Origin of the sequence: Domibacillus sp. 8LH (assembly GCF_038806185.1) — a bacterium.
Lineage (GTDB): Bacteria > Bacillota > Bacilli > Bacillales > Domibacillaceae > Domibacillus > Domibacillus indicus_A.
Map to the genome: position 1 here is coordinate 1 of NZ_JAVJNG010000015.1, position 21,594 is coordinate 21,594.

General features: G+C 40.6%; 18 protein-coding genes, 1 pseudogene and 1 other annotated feature. Of the genes and pseudogenes, 9 read left to right on the forward strand and 10 right to left on the reverse strand.

What is annotated here, in order from left to right:
• The 3 genes and pseudogenes from RG959_RS16020 to RG959_RS16030 all read left to right on the forward strand — a co-directional run.
• Positions 1-186, forward strand: a pseudogene (locus RG959_RS16020) (putrescine aminotransferase); the annotation flags it as partial.
• Between the two features lie 227 nt (positions 187-413).
• Positions 414-1,355: an agmatinase gene (speB, locus tag RG959_RS16025; RefSeq protein WP_342797965.1), complete on the forward strand. Its 942-nt coding sequence runs from the start codon at positions 414-416 to the stop codon at positions 1,353-1,355.
• Between the two features lie 169 nt (positions 1,356-1,524).
• Entirely contained in the window at positions 1,525-2,109 is a 585-nt protein-coding gene (locus RG959_RS16030; protein WP_342797966.1) for a TetR/AcrR family transcriptional regulator, read from the forward strand.
• Between the two features lie 168 nt (positions 2,110-2,277).
• Here the strand turns inward: RG959_RS16030 and RG959_RS16035 are convergent, their stop codons facing one another.
• The 5 genes from RG959_RS16035 to RG959_RS16055 form a co-directional block, all read right to left on the reverse strand.
• Complete coding sequence (locus RG959_RS16035) at positions 2,278-2,589, reverse strand: hypothetical protein (protein ID WP_342797967.1); 312 nt, start codon at positions 2,587-2,589, stop codon at positions 2,278-2,280.
• Between the two features lie 25 nt (positions 2,590-2,614).
• Positions 2,615-3,772, reverse strand: coding sequence for an alanine dehydrogenase (gene ald / locus RG959_RS16040; protein ID WP_342797968.1), 1,158 nt, complete (start codon positions 3,770-3,772; stop codon positions 2,615-2,617).
• A 51-nt stretch (positions 3,773-3,823) separates the two neighbouring features.
• Positions 3,824-4,018, reverse strand: coding sequence for a hypothetical protein (locus RG959_RS16045; RefSeq protein WP_342797969.1), 195 nt, complete (start codon positions 4,016-4,018; stop codon positions 3,824-3,826).
• Positions 4,019-4,086: 68 nt separating this feature from the next.
• Positions 4,087-5,532 (reverse strand): aldehyde dehydrogenase family protein, encoded by a 1,446-nt coding sequence (locus RG959_RS16050; RefSeq protein WP_342797970.1) that lies wholly within the window; start codon positions 5,530-5,532, stop codon positions 4,087-4,089.
• Positions 5,533-5,569: 37 nt separating this feature from the next.
• Positions 5,570-6,919, reverse strand: a complete 1,350-nt coding sequence (locus RG959_RS16055; protein WP_342797971.1) for an aminotransferase family protein — start codon at positions 6,917-6,919, stop codon at positions 5,570-5,572.
• A gap of 391 nt (positions 6,920-7,310) precedes the next feature.
• Here RG959_RS16055 and RG959_RS16060 point away from each other — a divergent pair, with 391 nt between their 5' ends.
• The 5 genes from RG959_RS16060 to RG959_RS16080 all read left to right on the forward strand — a co-directional run bounded on the left by RG959_RS16060 (position 7,311) and on the right by RG959_RS16080 (position 13,123).
• On the forward strand, positions 7,311-8,708 hold the full coding sequence (locus tag RG959_RS16060; protein WP_342797972.1) for a sigma-54 interaction domain-containing protein: 1,398 nt from the start codon (positions 7,311-7,313) through the stop codon (positions 8,706-8,708).
• Between the two features lie 176 nt (positions 8,709-8,884).
• Positions 8,885-9,235, forward strand: coding sequence for a DMT family transporter (locus RG959_RS16065; protein WP_342797973.1), 351 nt, complete (start codon positions 8,885-8,887; stop codon positions 9,233-9,235).
• Positions 9,236-9,550 carry a DMT family transporter gene (locus RG959_RS16070; RefSeq protein WP_342797974.1) on the forward strand — a complete coding sequence of 105 codons (315 nt, stop codon included), beginning with the start codon at positions 9,236-9,238 and terminating at the stop codon, positions 9,548-9,550. It begins immediately after the preceding gene.
• Between the two features lie 187 nt (positions 9,551-9,737).
• Positions 9,738-9,962, forward strand: a binding site (T-box leader).
• 42 nt (positions 9,963-10,004) lie between these two features.
• The gene (gene argS, locus RG959_RS16075) at positions 10,005-11,693 is read left to right on the forward strand and encodes an arginine--tRNA ligase (protein WP_342797975.1); all 1,689 of its coding nucleotides are present in this window, start codon (positions 10,005-10,007) and stop codon (positions 11,691-11,693) included.
• Between the two features lie 329 nt (positions 11,694-12,022).
• Positions 12,023-13,123: a GerAB/ArcD/ProY family transporter gene (locus RG959_RS16080; protein WP_342797976.1), complete on the forward strand. Its 1,101-nt coding sequence runs from the start codon at positions 12,023-12,025 to the stop codon at positions 13,121-13,123.
• A 420-nt stretch (positions 13,124-13,543) separates the two neighbouring features.
• Here the strand turns inward: RG959_RS16080 and RG959_RS16085 are convergent, their stop codons facing one another.
• Positions 13,544-14,386 carry an SDR family NAD(P)-dependent oxidoreductase gene (locus tag RG959_RS16085; RefSeq protein ID WP_342797977.1) on the reverse strand — a complete coding sequence of 281 codons (843 nt, stop codon included), beginning with the start codon at positions 14,384-14,386 and terminating at the stop codon, positions 13,544-13,546.
• Positions 14,387-14,897: 511 nt separating this feature from the next.
• On the opposite strand from RG959_RS16085, the gene RG959_RS16090 reads away from it, so the two are divergent.
• Positions 14,898-15,275 (forward strand): immunity 22 family protein, encoded by a 378-nt coding sequence (locus RG959_RS16090; RefSeq protein ID WP_342797978.1) that lies wholly within the window; start codon positions 14,898-14,900, stop codon positions 15,273-15,275.
• Positions 15,276-15,688: 413 nt separating this feature from the next.
• Here the strand turns inward: RG959_RS16090 and RG959_RS16095 are convergent, their stop codons facing one another.
• The 4 genes from RG959_RS16095 to fdhF all read right to left on the reverse strand — a co-directional run bounded on the left by RG959_RS16095 (position 15,689) and on the right by fdhF (position 21,326).
• Positions 15,689-16,561: a YitT family protein gene (locus RG959_RS16095; RefSeq protein ID WP_342797979.1), complete on the reverse strand. Its 873-nt coding sequence runs from the start codon at positions 16,559-16,561 to the stop codon at positions 15,689-15,691.
• A gap of 426 nt (positions 16,562-16,987) precedes the next feature.
• A complete protein-coding gene (gene fdhD, locus RG959_RS16100; protein WP_483298899.1) occupies positions 16,988-17,755 on the reverse strand; it encodes a formate dehydrogenase accessory sulfurtransferase FdhD in 768 nt (255 codons plus the stop codon).
• Positions 17,756-17,895: 140 nt separating this feature from the next.
• Positions 17,896-18,369 carry a helical membrane plugin domain-containing protein gene (locus RG959_RS16105; protein WP_342797981.1) on the reverse strand — a complete coding sequence of 158 codons (474 nt, stop codon included), beginning with the start codon at positions 18,367-18,369 and terminating at the stop codon, positions 17,896-17,898.
• 17 nt (positions 18,370-18,386) lie between these two features.
• Positions 18,387-21,326, reverse strand: a complete 2,940-nt coding sequence (fdhF, locus tag RG959_RS16110; protein WP_342797982.1) for a formate dehydrogenase subunit alpha — start codon at positions 21,324-21,326, stop codon at positions 18,387-18,389.
• Positions 21,327-21,594: the final 268 nt, after the last annotated feature.

Genomic DNA, 21,594 nt, shown 5'->3' on the forward strand with positions numbered 1-21,594 from the left:
GGGATTGAGTTCCATAAAGATGAAGTCGGCTATGCCCTGTCCAAGGGAATGTTTGATGAAGGAATCCTTGTAGCCGGCACCCTGGTGAACTCAAAAACAATCCGGATTGAGCCGCCATTGACCATCACAAAAGAAGAGGTAGACAAGGTAGTCGCTACATTCAAGAAAGTCCTAAATACACTGTAAATTTAGCTGTTTTTATCTGATGTATTTAAAAAGAATTTTGTTTTAAAGCTATTGATCCAGCCGCCTGGTACACTGCAGACTCGCTGTACTGGGTGGCTTTACTTGGAAAGTAGAGGTTACATGATGGATAGTATGTTATTTCTCATCCCAGTTCTTCTTTCAATGATTTTAATTTTGATTTGAGTAAGTACGCAGATCAAAATTTAAAATTATTGGAGGAATAAAAAATGAAATATCCACTATCGCCAGAAGTAAAACCCGAATTTTGTACAACCGGTTCTTTTGTCAGACTTCCTGAAAAGAAAGAAGGCGCGAAGCTTGCCATCCTTGGCATGCCGTTTGACACCGCGGCGTCCTTCCGGGTAGGGGCACGCTTTGCTCCTCAAGCGATTCGCCAGGCGTCGATGACACTATTTCCATATCATCCAATCCATGAAGTATACCCGTTTGAAGATACAAATGCGATTGATATCGGAGATGTATCGGTAATTCCGCACAACATTCACAAGAGCTATGAGCTTATGGAAGAGGCAGTACGAGGACTAATGGAGAAAGGCATAATCCCTATTGGGCTGGGTGGAGACCATTCTGTTACACTTGCCAGTCTGCGTGCAGCCGCAAAAGTGTATGGACCAGTTGCTATGATTCATTTTGATTCTCATACTGATACATGGGACACGTATTATGAAGAAAAGTACTGGCATGGATCTCCTTTTATCCGTGCTCACGAGGAAGGGCTGCTTGACCCTGCAAAGGTATTTCAGATTGGCATTAGAGGAACATTAAATCATCCGGGAGATGTCACTGAAAGCCGTGATTTAGGTTATAACGTAATCACCACAAATGAACTTCAAAAAAGAGGTTTCGATAGTGTCCTGAAAGAGATGAGAGAAGTCATCGGAGATACTCCCGTCTTTTTAACCTTTGACATTGATTTTGTGGACCCATCCTGTGCACCTGGAACGGGAACATTGGAAGTCGGAGGGTTTAACAGCAGAGAAACGCTACAAATGATCCGCTCACTGACTGGGTTCAACTATATTGGATTTGATGTAGTGGAAGTGCTGCCGCAATATGACCAGTCACAAATTACAGCCCTATTAGCGGCCACTATTGTGCATGACTTTGCGAGCCTGGCTGCGTTACAAATAAAAGAAAAGAATAGATAATACAAAAAAGAGGGTATATACCCTCTTTTTTGTATGAGGAAAGGAGGCATATAGTTAAAAAGGAATAATCATACAAATCAAAGTATTTTTTTAATAAACATCTTAGTTTGCGCATGTTAAATTTTATATAGTAAAATGAATGAAGCTCATTCGCTTATAGGAGGTAACGATGGCTCATCTAAATGAAAAGTACGATAAAATTTTGCAGGCTGCGATAGAAGTCATTTCCGAAAAGGGCCTAGACAAAACAACAGTCTCCGATATTGTTAAAAAGGCGGGCATTGCACAAGGTACCTTTTATCTTTATTTCCGTTCTAAAAATGCGCTTATTCCAGCAATTGCTGAAAACCTGCTGACTCATTCGCTTAAAAAAATAAAGCAGGAAGTGGTTGGTACATCTGACTTTTGGGAGAAGTTAGAGGTTTTTATTAGTGAAACATACCATATTACAGATGAATATAGAGATGTGCTGGTACTATGTTATTCCGGCCTTGCATTTGATTACTCATTAGAAACATGGGAAGCTATTTATAAACCGTATTATGAATGGTTTGAAGAAATTTTACATAATGCTATTGAAGAAAAAGAAATTATAGGTAACTTTAATGTAGAGTGGACAGCAAAGATGATTATTAATCTGGTAGAGAATGCTGCAGAGCGTTTCTATATAGCAAAGGATCAAAACATGGGATTAGAAGAAACGAAAAAAGAGCTTTTCGAATTCCTCAAAAGGTCTTTACTGTTAAAAAGCTAGGCAGGTGACCATATTTAAAATAATACCGAGCAGTTAGAGGGCGGGGTACTGCCTTAAAAATAATATATTGCTTAGCCGCTCATTATCATTTAAATAAGATATAAGGACCTTACTTGCAACATAAAAAAGGAACAAACACTTTATTGTGTTTGTTCCTTTTTGGTATCGTTATTCTCCACATTCAGAGACAAGCTCATTTTCTAATACATATTTCTCTCCAAGATCAGTTAAATGAATATTACCCCACCAGATCCTAGTTACATTATTATTGTAAACCGGGTGGAAAATCCCTCCTTTAGAAAAAGCATCGTGGACAATCTCTATATAGCTTTGCTCTTTTAGAGATTTCAAGTAATAAGCTGTTTCTTGGATCCTGTCCTCTTTTTGAAAACTTAAACTGTTAGTGCCAATCTCTTTCTTTTTAACGTCTCTGTTAAATAGAAATCTTAGCACTTCCAGTTCTTTATTTTGCTCATGCATGATATTTCCTCCTTCTAAAACATCATTAAGCTTGATACCATGAAGCAAAGCTTTTTTCTGCAGATTGGTCATGTAAGACTTCAGCAATTGGCGTATAAGAATAGTTATGAGCCTCAGCAACAGCTTTATACGTTACAAATCCATTTACAGCGTTAATTCCTTTTGCAAGCGCACGATTATCAGCGGCAGCCTGCTTATAGCCTTTATTGGCAATCTGAACACCATAAGGGATCGTCACATTGGTCAGCGCCATGGTAGAGGTACGAGCGACTGCGCCTGGCATATTGGCAACTGCATAATGAACCACTCCGTGTTTTTCATACGTTGGATCGCTGTGTGTTGTGATATGGTCAATCGTTTCAATGGATCCGCCCTGGTCAATGGCAACATCTACAACGACAGAACCCGGCTGCATCGTTTTGATCATCTCCTCTGTCACTAACTGAGGAGCACGGGCGCCTGGGATCAATACAGCGCCTACTACTAGGTCTGCTTTCTTTACCGATTCTGCGATATTGTAGCTGTTGGAAGCGAGTGTTTTGAGGCGGCCCTGGAACATATCATCGAGCTGGCGCAGACGGTCTGTATTGACATCCAAAATCGTTACATTTGCGCCAAGTCCAACAGCCATTTTCGCTGCATTGGTTCCGACAATACCTCCGCCAATGACCACGACTTCTGCTGGAGATACGCCTGGCACGCCGCCCATCAGCACGCCTTTTCCACCTTTCGGATTTTCAAGGAAATGAGCACCGATCTGGATCGACATTCTTCCCGCTACTTCACTCATTGGTGTTAATAAAGGAAGGGCCCCGTTTTCCAGCTGGATTGTTTCATAGGCAATAGCTGTTACTTTCTTGTCAACCAGCGCTTTTGTTAATTCTGGTTCCGGTGCAAGGTGCAGATACGTATACAAAATCAGCCCTTCGTAAAAATACTGATACTCTTCTGCAATGGGTTCTTTTACTTTAATCACCATTTGCGCAGACCAGGCTTTCTCAGCGGTAGACACAATGGACGCACCAGCGTCCATATAGTCCTGATCGGTAAATCCGCTGCCGAGTCCTGCGCCGGTTTCTACCCAAACTTCATGGTTGCTCTTTTTAAATGCTACAACACCTGCTGGCGTAATCCCCACACGGTTTTCATTGTTTTTAATTTCTTTTGGCACACCGATAATCATATTTATTCTCTCCCTTTATGTTTTTCAATTTATTTTATATGTGTTGGTTTATTAGGATTTTTTAGCTGTGAAAACAATTGAAGCACCGGCCTCTAGGCAGTCCTGGTCCATGAATCTGCTGCCTAACTCTGCACACGTTTCAACCCAGCCTTCGTAGTTATTTCTTTGAAATGCAGCAGCCCCAGTTGGCACAATTTTTACGCGGGTTTCGTTATCTTTCATTTCTTGTGGCACACCGACAATCATGTTGAGTCTTCCTTCCCGTTGTTTAAGCTTTTGCTTAATCTATGAGTTTGGTCATTTAAACAGATGAATTAGTTTTGATTGAATACAATTAATTTTTGCTCGGTCATTTCTTCAATGGCGTACTTCACACCTTCGCGCCCAATTCCACTTTCTTTTACTCCTCCGTATGGCATATGGTCTAAACGGAAAGTTGGAATGTCATTTACGATAACGCCTCCGACATGAAGCTGCTGTGTAGCCTTAAGTGCTGTATAGATATTTTGTGTGTAAATGCCTGCTTGCAGTCCATATTTTGAATCATTTACAAGTTCTATGGCTTCATCAACGGATGAAAACTTATTGATCAAAACGATAGGGGCGAATACTTCCTGGCAGGAAACTTTTAATGTTGGATCAACTTCAAGAAGTACAGTTGGATACAAAATATTATTCTTGGTCTGTCCGCCTGTTGCTAGTTTGGCTCCTTGTTGCTTTGCTTCTTCAATCCAGCCAAGAGCACGCTGAACATCTTTAGAACTAATCAATGCTGAAACATCTGTTGAAGCAACGAGTGGGTCACCTATCACTAGTTTTTGTGTGGCAGCAACAAATTTTTCTACAAATGCGGAGTAAAGTTCTTCGTGTACGTATATTCTCTGTAACGAGATACAAACCTGGCCCTGAAAAGCAAAAGCTCCAGAAACGCATCTTGCTATAATGCTGTCAACATCCACATCTTTATCAACGATGACTGCGGCATTAGAGCCAAGTTCAAGCGTGACCCGCTTTAAACCTGCTTTGTTTCGAATGCCAATTCCCACTTCTGGACTGCCTGTAAAAGAAATTTTTTGCACTCTCTCATCGGTGACAAGCTTTTCACCGATTAATGAGCCGCTTCCTGTTACGACATTTAATGCTCCAGCAGGCAGGCCAGCTTCCTGCAACAGTTCAGCAAGGAAAAAAGCCGACAGGGGAGTTTGTTGGGCAGGCTTTAAAACGACTGTATTGCCCGAGGCAATTGCCGGTCCAACTTTATGTGCTACAAGGTTCAACGGGAAGTTGAAAGGCGTTATTGCTGCTACTACGCCAATAGGTTCTCTGACAGTATAAGCCATTCTCCCTTCGCCGCCGGGTGCTGCATCAACTGGAATGGTTTCACCATGAATTCGTTTTGCTTCCTCTGCAGCGAATTTATAAGTCTGGATGGTACGTGCGATCTCAGCTTTCGCTGTCGTAATAGGTTTTGCTGCTTCTAAAGCAAGGATTTGAGCAGCTTCGTCTGCTTTTTCTTCCAACAGTTTAACTAGATTCTCTAAAATGCTTGCACGCTGGTGGCTTGGCATAGAGGCCATGATGTTTCTTGCTTCATAAGCGGATTGTAAAGCGAATTCCACTTCTTCTAATGTTGCCGCTGGGACTTCTGCAATACATTCACCGCTGTATGGTGAATACAGAGGAGTATAATGGTTTGCCGTTTTCCATTCTCCGTTTATAAACAGGTCTTTTTTTAACGTCTCTTTTACTAGTTCTTTCATGTTTAACATCCTTTCATCTACTTATTGATCAAAATATTTACGTATTTGGCAGCAGTTTTTGGAAAGCTGCTGTTTCAACAATACGAATTGCTTCATTTAACATGCGAATGAGGTCTGTGATCTCTTCTTTTGTAATCGATAAAGGAGGGGAGAATACAACAATATCCTGGCCATCTAAAACGACTGATCGGCAAATAAGCCCTTGTTTTGCGGCTTCTGCTACAATAGAAGGGGAGAGAGGTGTCTCAAATCCTTCATTGGTTTGCTTATCTTTCACAATTTCAATGCCGCACATTAAGCCCAATCCTTTTACTTTGCCAATAATGTTTCTTTCATTTTGAATCCACTCGAGCCCTTCTTTTAGCTCTTTGCCTCTTTGTTCAGCGTTTTCAATGAAGTTCTCCTTTTCAATAATTTCTAGGTTTTTCAAAGCAACGGCACATGCCATCGGGTGACCGCTGTATGTGTATCCGTGTAAAAGCGTTCCAACCGAGAGATCGATAAATTCTTGGTGTAGTTTGTTGGAAATCATGACTCCACCGAGCTGGGCGTATCCGCTTGTGACCCCTTTTGCAAAGCACATCATGTCAGGCGCCACACCATAATGCTCCATTCCAAAATACTTTCCTGTCCGGCCAAACCCCGTTATCACCTCATCGGTAATGAATAAAATGCCATAGTCATCACAGATTTGCCGGACTTCACTAAAGTAATGTTCCGGCGCTACATGAACGCCTCCCGCTCCTTGAACAGGCTCTGCAATAAAAGCGGCAATCGTTTCTGGGCCTTCAGCTTCAATTAAGGAGCGAAGAGACTCTGTTGAAAAATGATCGACATATAAGAAATCAGGAGCTAACGAAGTGGTAAAATCACGGAAAGCTTTTAAGCCTGTTGCACTTGTAGCACCCATTGATACCCCATGATAGGATTTTGTTCTGGAGATAATTTTCTTTCTTACTGGCTGTCCTTTTAACAGCCAGTAATGGCGGGCAAGCTTATAAGCTGTGTCATTTGCTTCGGATCCACCGGATGTAAAAAATGTAGCACTTAAATCCCCGGGCGAAATTTGAGCAAGCTTGGCTGCCAGCCGGATAGCCGGTTCGTTGCTGAACGTTGCAAAACTTGAGCTGAAGGCAAGCTTATTCATTTGTTCCATCGCTGCTTTGCCCAGTTCTTCGTGCCCATGGCCTATATTGACATTCCAAAGAGATGACATGCCATCGATGACTTTTTTGCCTGTGATATCGTGAAGATAAATTCCTTTTCCTTCAGTAAAAACAAAAGCAGGTCCCTGATCCTGTTGCTGTTGAATGGGCGAAGTAGGATGAAAAAAATGTTTTTTATCGAGATCTCGTAATTCTTCAACTAATTTTTCTGATTGTGTCATAGATAAACAACCTTTCTTTATAAAATAAGTTCTTGTTAATGTGACAAAAATGCCGCTCATGTAACTTTTTGCAAGTATCATGCCAACTCTCTTTTTCAGCTTTTGATTTCTTGCTTTTAAAAATTTTTGGATTAAGCGATTTCAAAAAGACTTCTTTTGCTTCATAATAATTAGGTACATACTTCTAACGCGCCCCTTATTTTTATTAATGCAAGTAACATGCCAGCTTTTTTTATAAAGTAATTGAAAGAAAGTACGCCTTTTACAGCGTCCTTTAATTTAAAAATGAATCAAAAAATAAATATTTTGATTTAAAATTGAATTAACGATGGTTTTTGATTTAATTTTTAATTAATTATGTATTGATACTAAATAGAAAAGAGGGTTCTTGATGGGCGAGCTATCAGAATTAGAGTTAAGTAAAATTATTGAGACATCGAACAACAATATCACCGTCACTGATGAAAACGGTATTATTCTTCGCTCGCATCCAGAACATTGGAAGATTTACGGAATGGAACCAGGATCATATGTAGGAAAATCAGTGTATGAACTGGAGGAAGAAGGGTTACTGGCTCCTTCCATTAATGCGATTGTTTTAAAAGAAAAGAAGTTCTCACGCATTTTGCAGCATACAAAAACAGGGCGGGTGGTCATGTCTACTGGATATCCTATTTTTAATCAGGATGGACAATTGGTACGTGTGATCAGCTATAGCCAGGACCAGACAGAAATTTGGAAGCTGCAAGAGGAGTATGAGCAGCTGCAGCGAAAACTGCAAGGATACCAAACGGAGGTAGAAGATCTTAGGGAAAAGGAATTGGATCACTCGATTGTTGCTAGAAGCAGTGAGATGCAGCAGGTTTTAAAAACGATTTATCACGTTGCCAAAACGGATGCAACCATTCTTTTGCTGGGTTCTTCAGGAGTTGGGAAAAGTACATTTGCCCGGGCTCTCCATAAAAAAAGTGACCGGCATAGAGAACCTTTTATTGAGGTGAATTGCAGCACGATCCCAGAAAGCTTATTTGAATCGGAGATATTCGGTTATGAGCCGGGTGCTTTTACAGGTGCACATGCAAAGGGAAAACCAGGGTTAATAGAACAAGCAGACGGCGGCACGCTTTTCCTTGATGAAGTCGGCGAATTGCCGTTATCGATGCAGGCAAAATTGCTGAAAGTGATTCAGGAAAAAAAGATGATGCGTGTGGGCGGGAAAAAAGAAAAGTATATTGATTTTCGTCTTTTGACCGCAACAAATCAGCCATTAGAAACGATGGTAGAGGAAGGGAAATTTAGGCTGGATTTGTTTTACCGTTTAAACGTGGTGCCTATTCATATTCCATCACTTCATGAACGTAAAGAAGATATCCCGGTACTCTTACAACACTACATTCAGAAATCAAATGAGAAGTACAGCCAAAACAAAAAATTACATTCATCCACTTATGAAGCATTAATCCAATACAATTGGCCAGGCAACATTCGTGAATTAGAAAACTTAATCGAGCGATTAGTGCTTGTTGTTGAAGAACCGGCCATATATCCTAAACATCTTCCAGCCGCTATCTCGGGACAGACAACACAAGCAGAAATATCAAGACCTTTATTGATCGTACAAGAAATGAGCGAAAAGAAAAGTTTAAAAGAGACATTGGAAGCGCTGGAAATACAGTTAATTGCGAAAGCCTATAAGGAATGCAAAACAACCTACGAAATGGCGGACTACTTAGGAATCAGTCAGCCTTCTGTTATGTACAAGCTTAAGAAGTATCAACAATATTTATAAGGTGATCTGAAATAAGGGGCAGCACTTATGATCATCATTAATGACGTTTTGTTTTTGGGGAGAATTTAAAACTTTTGCTGCTTATTCTATTTTGAGAAAGTTTACCATGATTGCTTTGAAAAAGAAGATTTATTGTGATATAATGAATGACAGTCACTCATTTAAGGAGAGATATTTTGAGGAATGCTTGGTTTTTTGTTGTACTCACATGTTTATGTGAGTTGTGCTGGGTCTATGGTTTTAGTGTTGCAGAAACATGGTGGCATTGGAGTATCGTGATCGCTACAATTGTAGTGGACTTTTACTTTTTATCTGTAGCATGCAAGTCGCTGCCTACTGGTACAGTGTACGCTATTTTTGCAGCTGCAGGCACGATAGGAACCACTTTGATGGATATTTTTATTTTTAATAAACCGTTTAGTGTTCCGAAGGGTGTATTTATAGGAATTTTAATAGCTGGTGTGATCTCTTTAAAGATAGCGGATAACCACAGTGAAGATCAAAAAGATGAGGGAGTTATATCGTAAATGGGCTGGTTGTTTGTTTTTTCGGCAGCTGTGTTCGAAGTAGTGGGTGTAGTTGGATTAAATAAGTTTAATGAAAAAAAATCATTTAGAAATTCTATCCTTTTCTTTGGGGGATTAGCCGCCTCCTTTGTATTACTATATTTATCTTTTCACTATATACAGGTAAGTGTCGCATATGCAGTATGGATTGGAACTGGAACTGCGGCAGCTGTTTTGGTCAACATGATTTTTTTTAATGAATCAAAAAGTCTCTGGCGTATTATAAGTATTGTCATTATCGTAATAGGTGTCTCTGGATTAAAGGCAGTGTCTTAATAAGACAGCTTATGGACGAAACTAACTCCATCTCTTCTGCAACTGTTTAGTGTTCTTATGGAAAAATTTTGTTTACAACTATTCGGATAAAGATTATAATGACTGATAATCAGTCGTGAATAACATTTTCCTTATTTGTAAATTTATTAAAAATAAGTATGATGGTATTTTTTAATTTAAGTCATGAATAAAATCTGTGAAAAAGAGAGTAGTTATTTTGTGAAGTTAAAGCGAGCCGGGGACGGTGAAAGCCCGGTACAGATCAAATAATGAAGCGCACTTTGGAGATGCTGTTCTGAACGTCTTAGTAGGAACAGCCGGGGAAAACCCCGTTATCAAAATAAGGGGTTTTTATGTTAATAAAAACAATTAGAGTGGTACCGCGGGATAAATCTAAACTCTCGTCTCTTTCAGTTATGAAAGAGGCGGGAGTTTTTTATTTGGAGGGATAAAAATGAATTTTAAAAGTGAATTTGCTGAAGTGTTGTTTTCTTCTTTAAATGGTGAATTAGAGAAAAATAAGTTAGAAGGCATGATCGAAAAGCCCAGATTTGAACATATGGGTGACATGGCATTTCCATGCTTTGAGTTGTCGAAAATTTTTCGGAAGGCCCCCCACAGCATAGCATTAGAGCTTTCTGAAAAAGTTCAAACGAGCATTTTTGAAAACGTAGAAGCGGTGAATGGGTACGTAAATGTATTTTTAAATAAGAAAATGATTTCTTCAGAGGTCATAAAAGATGTTCTTTCCAAAAAAGGTCAATATGGAAATATGAATAATGGAAATGGAGAAACCATAACCCTCGATTTTTCTTCACCCAATATAGCCAAACCTTTTTCAATGGGACACTTACGTTCGACGGTGATTGGAAATGCTTTAACGTTAATTGCAGAAAAGAATGGATTCTCCACCGTTAGAATTAATCATTTAGGCGACTGGGGCACTCAGTTTGGTAAGTTGATCGTCGCTTATAAAATGTGGGGAAACGAAGAAGAAATCAAAAAAGATCCTATTAAAGAGCTCCTAAAGCTATATATTAAATTTCATGATGAAGCAGAAAGACACCCGGAATTAAATGACAAGGGCCGCGCATGGTTCAAGATGTTAGAAGATTCTAACGAAGAAGCTCTTGAGCTGTGGAAATGGTTTAGAGAAGAATCATTAAAAGAATTCTCTAAGATATATGATCTGTTAGGCATCACATTTGATTCTTATGATGGGGAAGCGTTCTACAATGATAAAATGGAGAGCATTGTCCAGCTTCTTAATGACAACAACTTGTTGATGGAATCAGAAGGAGCACAGGTTGTTTCACTAAACGATGAAAGTCTGCCTCCTTGTTTAATAAAGAAAAAAGATGGAACTACTTTATACGCCACACGTGATTTAGCGGCAGCCGTTTACCGCAAAACAACATATCAATTTGCAAAATCAATGTATGTAGTAGGGAACGAGCAGGCTCTTCATTTCAAACAATTATTTATGGTGTTAAAGAAAATGGGGTATGAGTGGCATAAAGATCTTGTTCACGTACCTTTTGGCATGATATTAAAAGAAGGCAAAAAAATGTCAACACGCAAAGGAAAAGTCGTGTTATTAGAAGATGTAGTGCGTGAGGCAATAGATTTAGCGTTAGATGAAATTATGAAAAAAAATCCGGGGTTATCATCAAAAGAGGAAGTTGCCCGTCAGGTAGGAACGGGCGCAGTCATATTTCATGACTTGAAGCATTACCGCCAAAATGATATTGAATTTTCTTTGAAGGACATGCTGAAGTTTGAAGGGAAAACAGGTCCTTATGTGCAATATACCCATGCCCGCGCTGCTTCTCTTCTAAGAAAGGGAGCGTATAAAGAAACAAGCGCTGCCTTTTTTGTTGATGATAAGGAAGCCTGGCCTATTATTACGGCTTTAATGTCTTTTCCTGACGTAGTTCAACGTGCTTTTACAGAATATGACCCGTCACAGGTTGCAAAGTATGTTATTGATCTTTCACAGGTATTTAATAAATTTTATAGTCATGTTCGCATCTTAGATAATGATGAATTAAAGCAGGCAAGATTATCACTTGTTCTTGCGGTAAAAATTGTGCTAAAAGAAGGTTTGCGCTTATTGGGTGTTAAGGCTCCGGAAGAAATGTAAGCAGGAGTTAGCAGGTACACTTTTTTGTAAGAAGGTATAGGCAGATTGAGCATCGAACATCCAGGCTTCGGTCTGCTTTTCCTTTATTCCACAGCCATCCTTAATGTTCACAGGCAGCGAAAACTGCAGCAATTCTTCTTCCGATTTAATGCTGAGTGCCTCATGCTCTCAAACATACCATACGTGCACCTGTTTAGCCGAACATTTAATAATAGATGTGAAGAAGTCCAGCAACTGTACGAATAATAATTTAAGAATTTTGGAATACTGCGAACAAATCTCTGCTTGGAATAAGGGAAGATTTTAGCAAGGGGAGGGGACCTTTTTTCATGGAAAGAGCGAAAGTAAGCAGTATTCAATTTTTTCTCTTACTCTTTATGTTCGAAATGGGAACTGCGGTAGTGGTAGGCCATATGGTAACAGCAAAAAAGGATGCCTGGCTATCCCTTCTATTAGGCATGGGCGGGGGACTGGTTTTATTTTTTGTTTCCTATGGGCTGTTCCGCTATTACCCTTCCTTACCGCTTACAGCATACGCCAGAAAAATATTTGGCCCATATATAGGATGGATTGTTGGATTGCTGTATACGATCTTTTTTTTATATGTTTCTGCCAGAAATGTGCGTGAATTCAGTGAAGTATTGATTACGGCAACGATGCCGGAGATTCCTTTACTTGTTGTGGCTATGCTTTTTGTATTCACCATATGTTATGTGCTTTACCTCGGAATTGAAGTATTTGCAAGAACAGCAGAGATACTCGGGATTTTCTTGATTTTTATAGGAATCATCGGAAATCTTTTCGTTTATTTAACCGGCACCGTAGATCCTGGCAACTTGAAGCCTGTTTTAGAATATGGATGGAAGCCTATATTGGAAACGGCTTTTTATTCTCCGGCGTTTTTAATTTTTCCATTTGGAGAAGCCTTCGTTTTTGCCATGCTTTTTCCTTATTTAAATCGTGCAGATGCAGTGAAAAAAATTGGAGTGGCTTCGCTAATCGTCAGCGGCCTTATTTTAAGTTATAACGCCGCTCTAAATGTTGCGGTACTGGGTGTCAGTGAAGTACTAAGATCTCCTTTTCCTTTACTGGCTACAGTAGGAAAGATTAATTTTTTAGAATTTATCCAGCGTTTGGATGCACTTGTAGTCATTACGTTATTAATTACCGTTTTTTTTAAAGCAGGCATTTACTTATACTGTTCGGTCATTGGAATGGTGGATTTGTTCGGCTTAAAAACCCATCGGCAAATGATTTTTCCGGCAGGTCTTATTCTCGCTTTTCTTTCTGTAATGATGGCAGAGGATATGGCTGAACACACAGAAGAGGGTGCTACCGTATATATCATGTATGCTGCAATCCCGCTCCTTATTATTTTGCCTGTTGTAATGCTGCTGATTGCTTTTATCCGCCACCGATTGAATAAATAACATGCCGTTTGCCCATTCTTTTGGCAATAGGAGCTGAAAAAAGCATTCTTTTTAATAATGGATTTACAGCAGAAAGAAGCTGATCTTCCCAAATCAACTCCTTTTTGCTAAGAGTATTATTGTAAATTAGTTGATTCCCACTTTAGTTTCTCTCTCGCTGATATACTTCCTCAAGGGTCTCTGCGGCAATATTCTGCATGCTTTTACTTTTTTCACAGCCCATCCTTAATATTCACGGGCAGGGAAACCGACAGCATCTCTTCTTCGAATTCAATATTCAGTATTCTCTCGAAACCAATTCCAGACTGTTCAAATGGATTCTGTAGTGGATATTATTTTCATGATTTTCATTGTTTACAGCGGCTTAGTTTACCAGTACGTAGCCGCAGCCAAAAACAGTCACACTAATGCAGTGAAAAACTAAACAACAAATTCATTTCTGTAAATATCATGTAGTTTAGTGAGCACCAATTCTTCATGCTCTGAAAACTTTATTTTCGTTTCTTTGCCCTTGTTTATGAAAATCCCAGTTGCTTCCTCTTCAAAGTTAAAGGCAGCATCGTATAAGTGGGAAGCCCCTTTGCTGGTAGGCGCAAAAATCAAATTCCGGATGGGCTTCATAAAGATGGGCAGCCCTTTAGCTTTAGTCAATTTCGTTCTGCTTGGGCCAGGGCACACACTGCGAATCTTTATCCCTTCCATCCATAGGTTTGAAGCAATTCTTTTTGTCCAAAGAGAGAGAGCCAGCTTACTGTGTGCGTAAGGACCGATGATTTTTCTAAAACGAGTTGTCCCAGGCTTCATTAATGTATCTAAGTTCAATTTCTTTAAAACTAGTAAAGTATTTGAAGAAGTATTGATCACCGTTTTTATCTTGCCCTTTAATAACAGTTTTTTAAGTTCCATCACTATAATATAAGGCACCAATGTATTCATCTCGAAATGCATCTCACGTTTTTGTTTGGAATATTTGTATTCATCAAAATAGACCCCTGCATTGTTGAAAAGTAAATCGATACGGGATTCATGGGTCTTGATGTGGTTAAGTGCGTTCCTAAGGCTGGAAAAGTCGGCTAAATCAGCTTTATATATCCTTAAATGCCGCGTTTTAAGCGCTTGTAGGATAAGTGGATCATGGCTAGGAAAGTCAGATCGGATCAAGGCAGCTACTTCCCAGCCTTTTGATAATATTTTTTTTGCCAGCTCCAATCCAACACCAGAGTTAGCCCCTGTTATCAGTGCCACTTTATTATCTTCAATCATGTAATTTCTCCTTTCTATGTTATAGTTCATACATTCCTGATATGACTTGGTGTAAACATACAAAATAGAGAGTTCAACTTCTTTCTCGCGGATACACTTTTTCAAGAATCCCAAAGATTATGTCCTGGATACTTTTCCTGTCTGTTCGCCTTTTTTCGCAGCCAGTCCTTCATATCGACTGAGAGGGAAACCGAAGCAGCTCTTTGAAAGTAGGGTCGGTTCCCGGTACCATAAAGTACCATTCCCTTAAACCTTTACGTATAAGCCGCGTTTTTGACACGGGGGAAGAAAAGCGCTGGCACACAGCTTCTTTGGCTTTTTATTGTGGTATTGCCAGAAATTTGTGCTGAGTCGAAAGAAAAGCTAACCTTGCTTTGCGAGATGATGGATGGTTACCTTGAAAAAGTGATTTTTAAATGTAAAACCTTGCACGGTTCCTGCTATGAAATATGCAAGCATTACCTTGATCTTTAAAAAAGTATTTCTGTAAAAAAAGGGAGGTCATCCGCTGATGGAACGAGAAGGGTATGTATCATTATGGGTGGGCAATTTCGCCTCTAATGAAGAACTCCAACATTATCTGCTGAACTTTTATGATGAAGATGGAGAGGCAGCTGCTTCGATGTTTGAAGAAGAATACAGGATTGAAGGTCACGATTCAGATTTTAGGGAAGCTGAATACTTTAAAGAAGGCTCAAACCAGCTTTCCGTATTATTGGAAGGCGGTTCCTACGAAGAAATGGTTATTCCTCATTTTATAAAACTGAAGGGAGAGGAATTGCCTTACCCGGTTAAGAGCATGATTCTGTTTTATCATTTTAAGTACAGTGGAAAGGGAAGCCATCAATCGAGCCGTGTTCATTATGTAGGGAGTGTGCGCTATAAATAACTGTAACGAGCTATTTTTGAGGGTGATTCCGCACCTTTAATTTGCAATTAAAGGTAATATTAAGGTTGATTAGAGAATGTATTAAAGGAGTAGATATTGTGTCACTAAAGAATCGTTTTTTGCTAATGAGTCCTTTTTTCTAGCTGGTCTCTTTTTGCAGGAAGTACTGCCGCTTGAATCACCTATAAGACAATGGGTTGCTCCAATTGTGATTGTCTCTTTTTGGGTAACCTATTTTATTGTATGGTGTGTTCAGGCTAAACGAAAAGAAAAACAGGCCAAGATATAAAAAGATTAGCCGTCAATGGCTAATCTTTTATTTGGCTCTCTTACATTTTATGGTTGATTTTTACTCAGAAGGAAAGATCGAGAAAGATTCAGTCTTTTTGTGTGAAACGTTTACCGGTATCTATTTAATGGATATCATTCTTTTTGAAATTGCCGCCTTTCACTTCTGCTACATCATACACAGTAACAAAAGCTCCTGGGTCAATTTCATTGATGATTTCCTTTAGTTTGGTTTCTTCTAAGCGGTTAATAACACATGTAATTTCTTTGAATTTTTCATGGGAAAAACCGCCATACGCTTCTTTATACGTGGCACTACGGCCCAAGCGGTCACGTATGGTTTCTACCATTATTTCAGATTCAGTGGTGATAATTTGGAAGGTTTTAGAGCCGCTTAAACCTTCTTCCACAATGTGTATGACTTTAGAAGCAATAAAGTAAGCAATGGCCGAAAGAATAGCTCCTTGCAGGCCGAATACAGTGGAAACGATAATAAATACAAAGATGTTTAAGAAAAGTATAAGATCACTGGTCCCAAACGGTAATTTTCGAGAAAGGAGTACGGCAAGCATATCAATTCCATCTAGTGCGCCGCCATTACGCAAGGCTAACCCCATCCCGAAACCAAGGATAATACCACCAACGACTGTCACTAATAATGTATCACCTTCAATAATAGCAGGAGTATGATGCATGAGGATTGTGCCAATCGCGAGTGAAGTGATTCCGATAATTGAAAAAATGGAAAAGCTTTTTCCAATTTGTTTATATCCTAACCAGATAAAAGGAAGGTTCAGAACCGCAATAAGTATGCCTAAGGGCAAGCCAAATAACTGTGAGCCGACGATACTAAGGCCTGTCACACCTCCATCTGATACGTTGTTTGGGATCAATACGGTTTCTAGTCCGTATGCAGCGATAAATCCCCCGAGGATGACTAATAATCCTCGCATCATCATTTTAAGTTTACTGGGCTTATGCTTTTTGATTTTACTCATATAATTCCTCTCTTCAAATATTTTTTCCTATTCAAGCTTACCATAAATATCGAATATCATTGGTAACTAAGCTTTATAATCGTGATGTTTACATAATGAAATACAGAAGAAGGGGAGGTTAGGTCCTTCTTTTTGTGTTTAATACGAAAGAACGCAAAAGAAACGGCACTGTTAGTCTAACGAGAATGAACATTCTCATTTAACAGAGCCGTTTATTGAAAGTTATATGGTTAATTGATAGTATTTTCGCAGCTCCCCTTGAGATTCAATGCTGAGCGTGTCCTATTTCGAAACATATCGAACACACCCCTGCTTAGTTGAATGTCTGATGAAGCCGGCTAATCCAACCGGCGCACCATTTAATCGGGCATTGAACGGTCCATCGGTTTTTAGCAGTAAAGGAACAGGGCACTTCTAAATCAAGCTTTAACCGTTATAAATCCGTTCCGGACAGGTATAGATGTTTAAAGATTGGCTGCGGATAAAACCTACCGTTGTGATGTGCAGCTCCTCTGCTAGGTTTAGGGCTAATTCTGTTGGAGCAGATTTAGTAAGTACCACTTCACAGCCGATTTTAGCTGCCTTTAATAATATTTCTGATGAAAGGCGGCCGCTGAAAACAAGAATTTTATCAAGCATCGTAATTCGGTTTTTTAAACAATACCCATAAATTTTATCAAGCGCATTGTGACGCCCAATGTCTATTCTGCTTAGAACAATCCCGTTACGGTCGCAGAGAGCTGCGTTATGGACGCCGCCCGTCTGCTGGAACGTTTGCGCAGAACTTTGCATTTCGTTCATTAAGCGGAAACAATCTTCCACTGAGATTGTAACGTTCCTATTCTTCATCTTCTTTGCGGTGAATTTATCATTTACAAAAACAAACCCCTGTCTGCTTGCCCCACAGCAGGAGGTAATATAGCGCTTATTATGAAACTGCTGATAGTAAGAATTGATTCTGGCCGTTTTTACATGGATGTATCCTTCTTCTTTCTGCAGCCATATCTCTTGAATATCTTCGTACTTGCGGATAACCCCTTCAGAAGCTAAATAGCCAATCACCATATCTTCTACATGCTCTGGTGTACAGACCATCGTAACAAATTCCTCATTATTAATTTTTACAGTTACGGGGTATTCAGTGACAATACGATCCTCTTTATACTCAGCCTCTCCGCTGCTGAATCGGAGAATCTTCCGATTTGTTTCAGTTAGAGCCACGGTCATTCCATCCCTTTATGTATAATGTACTCGAAACACTCCAGCATGCTGCTGGATTTATAGCTCTTACATATATATGGGGAAGGGGGAGCACGTCCTTCCCCATATATGAATTATTCTTTTATTCCTTTTCCTAAACCCTTTAAAAAATGAAGGCCAAAATTCATTGCCCGGTTCACATCCGGGTCTTTCAATGCCTTTATTAAATCAAACAGGCGGACTTTTTGATCATTGTTTTCTTTTGCTTCTTCCAGCCCGCTGGCGACACCTGCTAATAACTTTTTCGTTTGTTCCGGATCAATGGCGGTTAAAATGCCGGCCGCAGCCATTACATTGTTGATGAGGGAGGTGACTTCTTTCCGGCTTACCTGGCCTAATGCTACCTCTGCAATATTTTCTTTCGCTTTCAGCATGGATTCTGCCGCTTCAAGAATGCCGCTGTCATGCAGTTCGCAGACGACAGCTATTGTTTTTTGAAGCGCTTCTTCGTTTTCTGTTAAACTGTCTGTCAGCTTATGAAGTGATTGCTGCTTTTTTTCTTCTTCACTCCACTCGCGCTTTTTAAGTGTGCGGATTGGACTTGCCATTCTTTTGCCTCCTCTAATTAGTCAACCAGTGAAACATATCCTGGCCGTTTCCACTTGCGCTCAACTTCCACTCCGTTTTGAGGGTAGCGTTTTTTGTTTCTTGGGCTTGTTTTCGGCAGCGGATTTTCTCCGGTGACGCTCAATACTTCCATTCGTACCTTTGTTTGTTTATAGGCCGGTGTATGGGTGATGATATCAAATCCATTTCCGGTTAGAAGGTTCACTGCATTTTCATGGCTCGTCGAGTGCATAGGCACATACACTTCCATGCCTTGAACACGGTCGGTTACCAGGACATTCAGCTTAATGGAACCGTATGGTGACACAAGGCGGACGAGTGAGCCGCTTTCTACACCGCGCCCTTTTGCGAGTTCCGGTGAAACTTCGACGAAAACGGTTGGCAGCTTTTTGTTCATGCCGTTTGATTTGTTGGTCATATTTCCTTCATGGAACTGTTCCAGCAGCCGGCCATTGTTAAGTGTTAAATCAAATTCTGCCGGATATTCCACTGGCGGTACGTAATCAAATAGGGCAAAACGCGCTTTTTTGTCCGGGAAATTAAAACCGTCTAAGAAAAGAACTGGCGTATCTGTTCCGTCTGGAGAACCCCAGCTAAAGCTGTTCCAGCCTTCCAATACATCGTAATTACACTCGCTGAAAAATGGTGTTAAGCCCGCCATTTCCGCAAAAATTTCACTCGGGTGAGAATAGTTCCATTCATAGCCAAACCGCTTTGCCATCTGCATAAAAATCCACCAGTCCGGCTTGCTGTCTCCAAGCGGCTCAAGCGATTGGTACAGACGCTGCACACGGCGTTCTGTATTTGTAAAGGTTCCGTCTTTTTCCAATGACGGCGCGCCTGGCAAAATCACATCGGCAAATTGAGCGGTTGTCGTGAAGAAAATTTCCTGCACAACGAGGAAATCTAATTTCTTTAGCATATCCTGCGTATGACTAGAGTCCGCATCTACCCATGCCATATCTTCACCTGCAATATACATGCCTTTCAAATCGCCTTTATCAATTGCGGCAAGCATTTCAATGTTATCAAGGCCTGGTTTTGGGGAAATGGCAACGCCATATGCTTGTTCAAATTTAGCGCGGATCTCATCGTTTGTAACAGACTGGTATCCAGGGAAGATGTTTGGCATTGTGCCCATGTCCGCTGCACCCTGGACATTATTATGGCCGCGAAGGGGATACGCGCCGGCACCCGGACGCGCCATATTGCCGGTAACGAGAAGCAGGTTTGCAATAGCAGCGGATGTGTAAGAGCCAGCTACGTTTTGCGTGACACCCATGCCCCAGCAAATAGCCGTTCCATCTGCGTCACGGATCATTTCTGCGATTTGAATCAATGTTTCTTTCGGGATGTTTGTTTCTTTTTCGGCAAATTCAAGCGTAAAGCGCTCCAGCCCTTTAACGTATTCATCAAAGAAGTTTACTTTTTCGTCCACAAACTCCTGGTCATGCCAGCCCTGTTCGATCATATATTTCGCCACAGCGGCAAGCCATGCATAATCCGTTCCTTGTTTTGGGCGGACAAACAGGTCTGCACGATCCGCCATTTCGTGTCTGCGCAGGTCGACCGTAATTAATTTTTGCCCATGCAGTTTATGTGCGCGTTTAATACGTGTCGCCAGCACCGGATGACCTTCAGCAGGCGCACAGCCGACTAAAATAACAAGTCCTGCAGACGCAATATCCTTAATGGTGCCGGAGTCACCGCCGATGCCTCCCGTTTGCTGCAATCCCCAGGAAGCAGGAGACTGGCAATAGCGTGAGCAGTTATCGACGTTATTTGTTTCAAATACTTGGCGGGCCATTTTTTGCATCAAGTAATTTTCTTCATTGGTCATTTTAGAAGAAGAGATAAAGCCGAGGGCATCGCTGCCGTACTGATCTTTAATGCTTCCAAGCTTGCTTGCAACAAGATTCAATGCTTCTTCCCATGTCGCTTCTACAAACTCATCGCCTTGGCGGATTAAAGGAGTGGTAATCCGTTCTTCGCTGTTCACAAAGTCCCAGCCGAATTTGCCTTTTACACAAGTTGAAATCGTATTAACAGGTGCTTTGGACGTTGGCTGTACTTTAAGAATTTTCCGGCCTTTTGTCCATACTTCAAAGGAGCAGCCGACACCGCAAAATGTGCATACGGTTTTTGTTTTTTTCGTTCTCGTTTCACGCATGGCCGCTTCAATTTCAGAAACAGCAAAAATGCCGCTGTAGCCAGGCTCCACGTCTTTTACAAGATCAATCATCGGATTTAATAAATTAGGTTCCATTTTTGTCATAAATCCCGCTTCACCGAGCATTGATTTTTCCATTAACGCATTACAAGGGCAGACCGTAACACATTGGCCGCAGCCCACACAGGAAGAGTCATTAATGGTCGTACCCTTCTTATCCCATAGCACGCGTGGGCGTTCTGCTTCCCAGTCAATCGAGAGAGTTTCATTAACTTGGAGGTTTTGACATACTTCCACGCACTGGCCGCAGGCAATACACTGGTTTGGGTCATAGCGGTAAAAGGGGTGGGTCATGTCTACTTCTGTTGGGTCTGCTTTTGGTGTAAAGGGATATTTTTGATGCTCAATGCCCATCATTTCGACCGTATTGTGCAGTGTGCAGTTTCCATTATTGTTATCACATACTGTGCAATACAGCATATGGTTTTCAAGCAGCCGGTCCATTCCTTCTGTCTGGGCAGCCTTCGCCCGGTCAGACGAAAGCGAGATAGTCATCCCTTGAGATACAGGTGTGGCACAAGAACGCACCAATTTCCCGTCTGCTTCGACAATACATGTATCACAGGTTTGGATAGGATCCACTTCCGGCACGTAACACACTTGCGGAAGAGTAAGGCCAGCCTGGTTAACGGCTTCTAAAATACTTGTACCAGGCTGTACGCGGTACTCTTGACGATCCAAATAAATTTTTATGTATTCCTGATTCATTGCAGTACTCTCCTTTTTATCAGGGAATAAAAAAATCCAGCACAGCAAACACCTCTAGGGTGTTTATTGTGCTGGATTAACCAATTAGCATATGCCTACTAATGTGCCATTCCACCATAAAATTATGTAATAGAGCCTTAACAAAAAATTATTAAGAATTCCATTGTATTTTCATTATTTATAGAGACAATTATACCTCCCCTAGTTGAAAAGACAAGATGGCAAGGAATTTATTTTTCGTTTTTTTGTTTTTCACCGTATAATAGTT